Origin of the sequence: Streptomyces sp. NPDC056161 (genome assembly GCF_042268025.1) — a bacterium.
In the GTDB taxonomy this organism is placed as follows: domain Bacteria; phylum Actinomycetota; class Actinomycetes; order Streptomycetales; family Streptomycetaceae; genus Streptomyces.
The window spans coordinates 21257-30990 of sequence record NZ_JBHJUV010000085.1 but is presented as its reverse complement, the minus strand read 5'-3'; the positions used below and the strand labels follow the sequence as shown (position 1 = coordinate 30990).

Genomic DNA, 9734 nt, shown 5'->3' with positions numbered 1-9734 from the left:
GGGCGAGTAGACCTTCATCACCATAAAAGATGCCTCCTACCCGGCCCCTGGCGGGGCCGGGCTCAGAGGTGTCCACCCCTCGGGGACAGGTCCCCGGTACGGCACCGCGGTGGCCACCGCCTTCGACCGGCTCCACCCGAGGCTGACCCGCCGGGCGGCCTGGCTCACCCATCGGGACGAGCTGCCGATCATCGAAGGCACCGTGATCCGGCTCAAGGTCGACCGTCTTCCCAACGGTGCGGACCCGAAGCCGGTCTGGCTGTGGTGGTCGGGCACCGGCGCGAGCGAGGCCGATGTCGACCGGCTCTGGCACGCGTTCCTGCGGAGATTCGATCTGGAGCACACCTTCAGAATGATCAAGCAGACGCTCGGCTGGACCCGCCCCAAGCTCCGCGATCCCGAGGCCGCCGACCGCTGGACCTGGCTGATCATCGCGGCCCACACCCAACTCCGCCTCGTCCGGGGCCTGGTCACCGACCTTCGCCGCCCCTGGGAACGGCCGGCTCTGCCGAACAAGCTCACCCCGGCACGGGTGAGACGCGGGTTCAGGAACCTCCGCATGAAGTGCCCCCTGCCAGCCCGTGCACCCAAACCCACCAAGCCCGGCCCCGGCCGCCCGCCTGGTGCGAAAAACCGCAGACGGGCCACCGTTCAGGACGTCGGCCGGGTGCTCAAAACCGGCGAAGCGTACTCACGCCCCAGCCATCACAAGAAAGGCACCAAGCCCAGACGCGTCACGGGATGAGCGACAAGCGCAGTGTTCCTGGATCAGGTGCGGAGCAGTGAGACGTGGATGCGGGCGATGGCCCGCAACACCTCGTCGCGGTTCTTGGCCTGCTGCATCCATGCGGGCAGGCGGGCCACCACGGTCATCCTCCGGCCGTGGTCGTGCCAGGGAATCCCCTCGCGCAGCGACGCCTGCACGAATCGTCTGATCAGGTCGAGATGTTCCAGGCTGTAGGCCCATACCCACCCGTGCCGGGTCTCGGTCTGCAGCCACAGACGGACACCGAAGTACGGGTCTGCAGCCGGCTCGTACCGGTCCCGCTGCAAGGCCACACATCCACGGCTCCATTCCTTCGCCGTCCCGCAATTCCGGCATACGAGACGCCTTGGCAAGAAAAGACTCTCGTCGTGCACTCCGGCCGGATCTGGCGCTGTCCCGACGTGCGCGGCCCTCCCGCAGTTGGGACAGCGCACCAGGACAGACGCGAGGAAGTCGTACTTCGTATTGCGCGGGTCCCGGAACCGATGGTGTGTGGCGGCCGGACTCATCGGACCAGTATGCAAGCCAAGCAAGGGGGCCCTACGAGTTAAATCTCAAGCTGACACCGCGACCCCCCAGGTTGACCGCTGAACCGGGTACGAACTCGTTGTCCTGCCAGTAGCCGTTGAGGTGCGGCACCTCGCTGACCGCCTGCGCGGCGGCCGTCAGCAGCAGGGCCGCGGGCAAGAGGCGGGCGGCGGGAGGACGACCAAGCGCCGGGCAGGCCGCTCACGTTCGGGTTGAGCTGTACTGAGATTTGTGGAGTCCCTGATGCCAGGGTTACCTTCCTGGCCAAGGAGAACCACCAACACCACGGCAGCGCCACGTAAATACCCCGACGAGCTCCGTGAGCGCGCGATCCGCGAGGTCCGCACCACCGGCCGTCCGATCGCCCACGTCGCCAAGGACCTGGGCATCCACAAGGAGGCCCTGCGCGGCTGGGCCCGCCAGGCCGAGGCCGACCGCGGCGAACGACGGAGTTCCGCCATACCCGCTGAACAGTACGGACGCTGAATCAGCGCCGCCGGCACCGCCGCCTGCGCGCAGGACGGCTCTCCGGCCGCAGGGCCTGCACTCGCGTGCGCCCTGCACGCCCTCAGCGAGGTCTCCAAGGGCGTCGGGCCGGGCCCCCGCTGCGGTGCTGACCATCTCGTGCCCGGACGGATCCGTGCTCGGCCGGTTCGTGGCCGACACCCAGGCCGCAGAGATCCGACCGAGCGCGTGCACGAGATGTCCGCCGACCGGTCGTACTCGCGGCGGGTCTTGCGCTGTACCAGGATGGCCGGGGTACTGCCGAAAGGCTGGCATCGGGCGCGATGAGCGCGGTGCACACCGGTTGTGGTGCTGACGCGCGAGGTGCAGCCCTGACCGCGCCGTACTGTCCATGCCCTGATCGAGCGCGGCCCGCTCGGCGTCGTCCAGTTCAGCGGTGCGCAGGACGCCCCCGGAGGAGACCCCCGATCTCGTCAGGACGCTGTGGCGGCAGACCAGGCACGGGCCATGATCGCTTGCGTATGCGGCCGGAGCCGCCGCTGATCACGTCGTGCGGATCGGTCCCGCACGGTGGGTTCCGGTAAGCAGAGCTTCGGCATGCTTGCGGAAAGCGGTGACCAGACGGCTGCGGTCGCCGGTGCGCGTGGCGAGTACGACCTGGCTCGGTTCGACCCCGTGCAACGGGACGGTGGTGAGGCTGGGATGCAGGCCCGTCGCGTGGTCGAGGGGCGGCCCGATGGCCACGGCCTGCCCGGCGGCGATGAGTTCGTGTTTGTCCCCAAGGGCTTCGACCAGGGGGCCGTCGGGCGCGGGCCGCCCGTCGGGCCGGGGACCGAGCCGCCAGTAGGCGTTCAGCAACGGGTCGGACTGGCGTACGTGGGGGATCGGCTCGTCGGCGATGTCGGCGAGGGTGACCGACTCCTTGCCGGCCAGACGGTGGTCCCGGGGCACGACCAGCACGCGCGGTTCGTCGTAGAGGACGGTGACGCGCAGCCGGTCGGTGGGGAACGGCAGACGCGTCACCACCGCGTCGACGCGGTGCTCCAGCAGCGCGCCGCGCGAGTCATTCCAGGCGAGCAGACGGGTGTGGACCTTGCCATCGGGATTGCGGTCCCGCAGGGCCCGCACGGCCGCAGTGATGGCCAGTCCCTTGGTGTAGCCGATGGTGATGCTGCTGGGCCGGGCCGCGGCCCGGGTGCGGGCCATCGCCTCGACCGCGGCGCGCAGCAGCCCCTGGGCCTGGGGCAGGTGTTCGTCGAGGAGATCGTCGAGTTCGCGCGGACGGTGGCCGCATGAAGACGGTCGTGATCACCGGGGGCACGGACGGCATCGGGCGCGGCCTCGGCCGTATCTACCTCGAACGTGGGGAGCGGGTCGTGGTCGTCGGGACCGACAAGGCCAAGACCGAGCCCGGCGCCAGGTTCATCCGGGCCGACCTGGAGCTCATCGACGAGAACAGGCGGCTGATCGACCGGCTCTCCGCCGAGGTGGACACGATCGACGTCCTCGTCCTGGGTGCCCGGTTCCAGCGCTCCAGGCGTACGGAGACCGCCGACGGCCTGGAGTCCAACTTCGCGCTGACCTACCTCAGCCGTTACCTGCTCAGTCACGACCTGGCCGGCCCACTCGGCCGCGCCGCCGATCCGGTCGTGCTCAACTTCGGCGGCGCCGGGCGTTTCGGGCCCCCACGTTGGGACGACCTTCAGCAGCGGACGCAGTATCACGGCCTCACCGCGATGATCCAGGCCGGGATCCTCAACGCTGCGCTCGCGGTCGACTTCGTCGGCCGTCACCCGCCATCCGGTACGTGAACAACTTCCCCGGCACCGTCGCCACGAGCTTCGCCGGCGACTACGACGAGGCCGAGGCCGCGCAGATCGGTCGTCTTCGCGTGACCGGTAAATCCGTGGCCGTGGAGACCGCCGTCAAGGAGATCCTGCCGTTCCTGGATTCCGGCACCCCGGGCCACCCCGTCGCCGTGAGCGAGGGAGTCGCCGTCCCCCTGGACCCTCAGGCATCCCTCGCCGACGCACGACGGCTCTACGACTACACCCGGGAGGTGCTTGCCCGATGAAGTGGGCCGGCTACCGCTCCGCCGTTGGCTCCACGCGCTGCGGCGTGGTGCACGACAACAAGATCCACGCCGTGGGCACGGGCCTGTTGGAGCTGCTGCGCGCCGAAGGCGGGCTGGAGGCCGCCGCGACCAGGGAACCGACTGAGATCGTCGACCTGGCTACGGCCGACCTGCTGGCGCCGATACCGGTGCCCCCGGCGGTCCGGGACTTCGCCGCGTTCGAACGTCACATCAGTAACGCGGGTAAGGCAGTCGTTGGCGACGGCAGGGTCAGCCCGGTCTGGTACGAGTATCCGCTCTTACTTCTCCAACCCGGCGGCGATCAAGGGACCGCACGACGAGGTCCCCATCGCCCCGGGCGCCCAGTTGTGGGACTACGAGGTCGAGGTCGCCGCGGTGATCGCCGGGGACTGCTCGAACCTTGACGCCGCCACGGCGGAGAATCACATCGCCGGCTACCTGGTCTACTGCGACTGGAGCGCACGCGATATCTCCGCGAGCGAGATGGGGTTCGTGTACGGCCCGTCCAAGAGCAAGGACGCCTCGACCAGCCTCGGTCCGTTCCTCGTCACCCCCGACGAACTGGAGCCCTACCGCTCGGGCAAGGGCTATGCGTTGCGGATGGACGGGTACGTCAACGATGAGCATTACGGCGGCGGCAACTGGGACGAGATCCACTGGTCGTTCGGCGAGATGCTGACGCACGCGTCGCGCGGCACCACGCTGCGAGCCGGTGACATCATCGCCAGCGGCCCCGTGGGCACCAGCTGCATCCAGGAGTTGTCCGGCCACCGCCCTTACCTGGCACCGGGAGACACGGTCCGGATCGAAGTGCAGGAACTCGGCGCGATCTCCGCACGGATCACCGCGCCAGAGCCGTCCTGACTTACCGGATGCACCAAAGACGATCTTGATCCTTCCACTTGCCGGGAGACCACCGCGATGCATCTCGCCAGCACCTTCGCTCGCGCTGACATGGATCTGAATGCCGTCCGCGGAGTCAGGTGTGATCGGCCCGCCGGAAAGGTACCACTTGAGACGTACCTTCGGTGGTGTTAATGTCGCGAGCGTCAAGAGGTACAGGTTTTGTCGTACCTACGCGGTAGCCGCGCGGTTCGAAGCTACGTCATTCATGCCGATTTGTGCAGAGTCCGTTCGGTGCCGTGGAATGCCGTGCTTGCCGTGGTAGTGCAGGTACAGGCTTCGAGGAGCACAGGAGAGATCTCCATGGGTAAGAAGAACATCGCCCGTGCCGCCGCCGAGGAGCTTCAGGCGCAGTACGCCTCGCTCCTGGACACCTACGTGGTGACCCCGGCTCTGTCGGCTATGGACCGGGAGCTGGCCACGGTGGCGGCTCTGGCCGCGATCGGCAGCAAGGGCGCATCCCGCCTGCCGCGGCACATGTATGCCGCCCTGGACGCCGGGGCGACCCGCCAGATGATCGTGGAGGGCCTGGCAACCATCTCGCAGGCGTCGGGTACCCCGACTGCTGTCAACGCCATCGCCGTGGCCGCGAAGGTCTTCGCCGAGCGGGACGAGAAGGGTCTTGGTGGCAAGGCCGAACGTGTCTGGGAGGAGGGTGATGCTCCTGGCGGCACCCCCCAGGAACGCTGGGAGCGCGCTCAGAGCACTATCGCGGAGGTGTACCCCGCGGGACCAACCGACGAGACCTATACGGCGATCGCCGCGCTTGCGCCGGATTTCTGGCGGGATGTGGTCGGCGTGTTCTACAACGACCTGTTCCTGCACCCGGGAACGTCGATCAAGTACCGCGAGCTCTTCGTGATGAGCACGTACGCGGCGGTCAACAGCACGCCCCTGCAGATCATCTGGCACACCAACGGCGCGGTCAATACGGGCTGGACGCGGCAGGAGGTGTCGGAGATCTTCACGCACCTGGCGCTGAACATCGGCATCACCCACGCAATGACGGCGCTGCGCTACGGCAAGCACGTCTTCGACCAGCACGACGAACTGGGAACCACCAAGGAGCACGAGTTCCGTGTCGTGGAGACCGGCCGAGGCGAGCCAGACGCCCGCTTCACCAGGGGTGCCGCCGCTCTGGCGGCCCTCAATCCGCAGCAGGTTGATCTCGGCGAGGGCTGGGACCTCGCCGAGGAGTACGCGCCGGGCCTGCACCGGCTGGCTGTCGGCCACCTCTACGGCGATCTGCTGGGCCGCGACGGCCTGGAGAAGAAGGTCAAGCACATTGCTCTCATCTCCGCGGTCGCCTCGCAGGGAGGTGTCAACGACCAACTCGCCTTCCACATCGAGGCCGCCCTCAATGCCGGGGTGTCCCGCGAGGACATCACCGAGGCCATCGTGTTGACCGCCGCTGTCGGCGGCTTCGTCCGGGCCGGTGAGGCCGCAGAGACGGCCGAGGCCGTATTCGCCCGCCGCGACGATGAGGGCAGGAGCAACTGACGGGTCCCGCCCGGCAGTCCGGCTCCCGCCCCCGTGGCGACACGTCAGCGGACGGGCCCCCGGGCGCTGGTGGCCTCCGGGCTCGCCGGCGCCCGGTGTCCCCTCACTTTCCTCTCTTCCAACTCCATACTTTTCGTGCTGCTCGCCCTGATCCTCACCGAGAGCTCCGCGGGCGGGGGCCCCAGTTCCTGTTGCTGCTCGCCCTGGCAGCGCTGGCCGCCTCGGTAGTTTCGGCCTCGAAGCAGGCCAAGCGCTCCGTACGACTGCTCGGCATGGTCAACAGGCTTGCCGACAGCACGGCACAGCTGCGCATCCGTTTGGTGATGCTGCTGGTTGTCGGCGCGTCGGCACATCTTCGACGCCTTGGGCGGCACCTACGGATCCTCGAAGGTGTGGATCACGCTCGTCACGGAGGGATGGTGCATCTCGGTGAACACTGTCGCCCAGACCATGGCCGGGCTCGGCCTGGCCGGACGGGAGGTCCGTCGACGCGGCGGGCCCGCCTGCCGGGGCCGACGGGCCGCGGCCCCGGACTTCGTGCGCCGTGACTTCAGCGCGGATGCCCCGGATCAGGTACGGGTCGGCGACATGACCGAGATCGTCACCGGCGAGGGCAAGCTCTATCTGGCCACCGTGACCGACCTGTTCACGCGCCGCCCGCTCGGGCTGCGCGATGGGTCGGCCCCATTAAGGTGTTCGGGCGGGGCTTGATCCGCCATCCCGTCCATGCTCATTGTCTGTGTACAGCAACGGCGACAGGTCGACGTGGATTCACGTCGACCTGTCGACACCAGAGAGTCAGGAGCTGGAGGTGCGGTCACGCTCGCTGCGAAGCACGTCCAGCAGGCCGGGGAACCGCTTCTCAAGGTCGTCCTGGCGGACGGTCACGCCCCGGCGGTTGCCGTAGTTCGGATCCCAGGTGATCCCGGCTTCGCGCAACACGCGGAAGAGGAACGTCTGGGCCGACTTCGACACAGGCAGCTGGAACGACGCGCAGGTCCGTTCCTCACCTTGGGGCATGTCGAGCAGTTCCAAGACGACGGAGCGGCGGAGTGGATCAGCCAGAGCAGACATCACCTTGCCGAGGTCCATCTCCTCAACGCTGGGAAATCGGTCATCGCTGGCTGAGGGCACGTCCGCCTCCCGTCGGTCACGTACGACTGTTATCGTACCATGCGGCGTCGCCACGGCCGGGGGGCGAGGGCCGCGTGGGTGACGCGGTCACTTCGGTGTACTGCCGGTGTTCCTCGATCATGGTGATGGTGGCGACGGTGTCGCAGAAGGACAGATGGTGCTTGATCTCGGGCACCGAAGCGATCGGCTCCGGGCAGGCCCAGGCCCATCGGTGTGCTCGCCGTACGACCAGTAGGACGCCACACCTTTGTACGGGCAGGTGGTATGGATGTCGGTCGGCTGGAACAGTGCCAGGTCGACGTCCTGTGGCGGGATGTAGTACCGCACCGGCAGGCCGGTCTCGTGCACCAGGAGCGGACGTCCGGTCTCGGCCCCCCTTTTCCGTCGATCTCGACCGTGACGTGCTGCGTACCCCGCACCTGCCTTCACAGTGCGGCCCCGAAGGCTGTGTGTGGACGCCATGGAGCCTCCACCAACTTGAAGACGCAGGTCAAAGGGCTGGCGTGACGGTCGCCCCAGGTTCTCACGCTGGTCGGAGGCGGCAGTCTCCGGACCGCCGGTCTCAGGACCAGGCGATCTCGCCATGGCGGTCGACGAAGCGTCCGGTGCCGGCACCGGGCCCCTCGGTGGCGAGGGCGACGATCGCGTCCGTGCCCTCGGTGACGGTCTGGAAGCCGCTGTAACCGTTTATGTCGGTCGCGGTGTAGCCGGGGTCGGCGGCGTTGACGCGAATGCCCTTGAGCCCCTTGGCGTACTGCGTGGTCAACATCGTCAGCGCCGCCTTCGATGCGGCGTACAGCGGCACGGGGACGAGCGACTCGGACCGGTTGGGGTCGTGGGTGAAGGCGAGGGAGCCCATGCCACTGCTGACGTTGATGATCACGGGGTCGTCCGAGCGGCGCAGCAGCGGCAGGAACGCGGCCGTGGTGCGGACGACGCCGATGACGTTGACGTCGAGGACGGCGCGGGCGTCGGCGGCGGTGAGGTCGCCGGGATCACCGAAGGGTCCCTGTACCCCCGCGTTGTTGATCAGGACGTCGATCCTGCCCTCGTGCTCGGCGATGTCCGCGGCGGCGGCGGCCACGGACGCGTCGTCGGTCACGTCGACGGGGACGAAGCGTGCGCCCAGCGCGGCGGCGGCCTCCTCACCCCGCTCACGGTCGCGGGCTCCCAGGAGAACGGTGTGACCGCAGGCGATGAGGCGGCGGGCGGTCTCGCGGCCGATGCCCTTGTTGGCTCCGGTGATGAAAGTGATCGTCATGCCTTCGATGGTTGCCTGGACGAGGGAGCCGGACCAGGGACGCTTCGACGGTAGGAAGACCAGTACCACCCTTGCGCTCCCGCATGTGATCGGGGATGCAGGAGGATGGAGGGCATGACGACGACACCCCCCGGGGCCGGACTGGGCGCGGCGATCCGCACGTGGCGGAACCGGCTGCCCCCGTCGGCCGCCGGGCTGCCGGTCGTCCGCAAGCGCCGGGCGGCTGGGCTGCGGCGCGAGGAACTGGCCGACCTGGCCGGAGTGTCGGTCGACTACGTCGTGCGCCTGGAGCAGGGGCGGGCCACGACGCCCTCGGCGTCGGTGGTGGCGTCCCTGGCACGCGCCCTCCAGTTGTCCACCGCCGAGCGGGACCACCTCTACCGGCTGGCCCAGATCGTGCCGCCGGCGGACGGCACGATCTGCGACCATCTCCCGCCCGGTATGCAAAGAGTGCTCGTCCGCCTCGGAGACGTACCGGTTGCCGTGTTCGCGGCGGACTGGCAACTGGTGTGGCGGAACCACGGGTGGGCCGCCCTGCTGGGCGACCCCTTGGCCTCGCCGCCGCGGATGCGCAACTTCGCCCGCGACAGGTTCCCGGTGGGCGCCGATCACACCCCCCTCGCGCTGTGGCCGGTCACCGATACGGACCCCGACACCACCGACGCCGCCCTCGTCTCCGACCTGCGCCGCGCCACCGGCCGCTTCCCCCGGGACAGTCGCCTGGCCGCGCTGGTCCGCGACCTGAACGCAGGCAACGAGAAGTTCGCCGAGTTGTGGGCGAAAGGAGAGGTGACCGCGAACCGCGAGGTCCGCAAGACGGTCGACCACCCGTCGGTGGGCCCGGTCACGGTGGACTGCGATGTCCTGACCGACAGCGACACCGAGCTCAAGATCGTCATCATGACCGCCGCGCCGGGCAGCGAGGACGAGACCAAACTCCAGCTCACCACCGTCGTCGGCCCACCGGCCGGCACACGCAACTGATCCGCCCCGCGCGTCGGCCGACCGGTGGCTCACGGTCCCTTGTCAATCGCTTCGCGTCGTGGGGAACCTTTCAAGCGGCCAACTCCACGGAGGGGCCG

13 protein-coding genes and 1 pseudogene are annotated in these 9734 nt (G+C 68.7%); 8 read left to right on the top strand and 6 right to left on the bottom strand.

Translation table 11 applies throughout. The features are described from left to right. Positions 1-94: 94 nt before the first annotated feature. A pseudogene (locus ACFC09_RS42695) lies at positions 95-745 on the top strand (transposase); the annotation flags it as partial. Positions 746-768: 23 nt separating this feature from the next. Here ACFC09_RS42695 and ACFC09_RS42690 read toward each other — a convergent pair. Further along, on the bottom strand, positions 769-1059 hold the full coding sequence (locus ACFC09_RS42690) for a hypothetical protein (RefSeq protein WP_376537977.1): 291 nt from the start codon (positions 1057-1059) through the stop codon (positions 769-771). A gap of 478 nt (positions 1060-1537) precedes the next feature. On the opposite strand from ACFC09_RS42690, the gene ACFC09_RS42685 reads away from it, so the two are divergent. Next, complete coding sequence (locus ACFC09_RS42685; RefSeq protein ID WP_376537975.1) at positions 1538-1780, top strand: transposase; 243 nt, start codon at positions 1538-1540, stop codon at positions 1778-1780. A 522-nt stretch (positions 1781-2302) separates the two neighbouring features. Here ACFC09_RS42685 and ACFC09_RS42680 read toward each other — a convergent pair. Continuing rightward, positions 2303-2965, bottom strand: a complete 663-nt coding sequence (locus ACFC09_RS42680) for a LysR family substrate-binding domain-containing protein (protein ID WP_376537973.1) — start codon at positions 2963-2965, stop codon at positions 2303-2305. An 86-nt stretch (positions 2966-3051) separates the two neighbouring features. Here ACFC09_RS42680 and ACFC09_RS42675 point away from each other — a divergent pair, with 86 nt between their 5' ends. The 5 genes from ACFC09_RS42675 (at position 3052) to ACFC09_RS42655 (ending at position 6968) form a co-directional block, all read left to right on the top strand. Further along, positions 3052-3570, top strand: coding sequence for an SDR family NAD(P)-dependent oxidoreductase (locus tag ACFC09_RS42675; RefSeq protein WP_376537971.1), 519 nt, complete (start codon positions 3052-3054; stop codon positions 3568-3570). After that, positions 3567-3833, top strand: a complete 267-nt coding sequence (locus tag ACFC09_RS42670; RefSeq protein ID WP_376537969.1) for a hypothetical protein — start codon at positions 3567-3569, stop codon at positions 3831-3833. Before ACFC09_RS42675 ends, ACFC09_RS42670 begins: the two co-directional genes overlap by 4 nt. A gap of 255 nt (positions 3834-4088) precedes the next feature. Further along, the gene (locus ACFC09_RS42665; RefSeq protein WP_376537967.1) at positions 4089-4718 is read left to right on the top strand and encodes a fumarylacetoacetate hydrolase family protein; all 630 of its coding nucleotides are present in this window, start codon (positions 4089-4091) and stop codon (positions 4716-4718) included. 342 nt (positions 4719-5060) lie between these two features. After that, positions 5061-6257 (top strand): carboxymuconolactone decarboxylase family protein, encoded by a 1197-nt coding sequence (locus ACFC09_RS42660; protein ID WP_376537965.1) that lies wholly within the window; start codon positions 5061-5063, stop codon positions 6255-6257. Positions 6258-6590: 333 nt separating this feature from the next. Further along, on the top strand, positions 6591-6968 hold the full coding sequence (locus ACFC09_RS42655; protein WP_376537963.1) for an IS3 family transposase: 378 nt from the start codon (positions 6591-6593) through the stop codon (positions 6966-6968). An 87-nt stretch (positions 6969-7055) separates the two neighbouring features. Here ACFC09_RS42655 and ACFC09_RS42650 read toward each other — a convergent pair whose 3' ends face one another. From ACFC09_RS42650 to ACFC09_RS42635, 4 genes are all read right to left on the bottom strand, one after another. After that, on the bottom strand, positions 7056-7349 hold the full coding sequence (locus ACFC09_RS42650; protein ID WP_376537961.1) for an ArsR family transcriptional regulator: 294 nt from the start codon (positions 7347-7349) through the stop codon (positions 7056-7058). A gap of 58 nt (positions 7350-7407) precedes the next feature. Then, positions 7408-7566, bottom strand: a complete 159-nt coding sequence (locus tag ACFC09_RS42645) for a hypothetical protein (RefSeq protein ID WP_376537985.1) — start codon at positions 7564-7566, stop codon at positions 7408-7410. Then, on the bottom strand, positions 7509-7853 hold the full coding sequence (locus tag ACFC09_RS42640; RefSeq protein ID WP_376537959.1) for a DUF427 domain-containing protein: 345 nt from the start codon (positions 7851-7853) through the stop codon (positions 7509-7511). Before ACFC09_RS42640 ends, ACFC09_RS42645 begins: the two co-directional genes overlap by 58 nt. A gap of 100 nt (positions 7854-7953) precedes the next feature. Continuing rightward, a complete protein-coding gene (locus tag ACFC09_RS42635; protein WP_376537957.1) occupies positions 7954-8652 on the bottom strand; it encodes an SDR family NAD(P)-dependent oxidoreductase in 699 nt (232 codons plus the stop codon). Between the two features lie 105 nt (positions 8653-8757). Between ACFC09_RS42635 and ACFC09_RS42630 the strand changes: the two genes are divergently transcribed. Beyond that, entirely contained in the window at positions 8758-9636 is an 879-nt protein-coding gene (locus ACFC09_RS42630) for a helix-turn-helix transcriptional regulator (RefSeq protein ID WP_376537955.1), read from the top strand. Positions 9637-9734 lie beyond the last annotated feature (98 nt).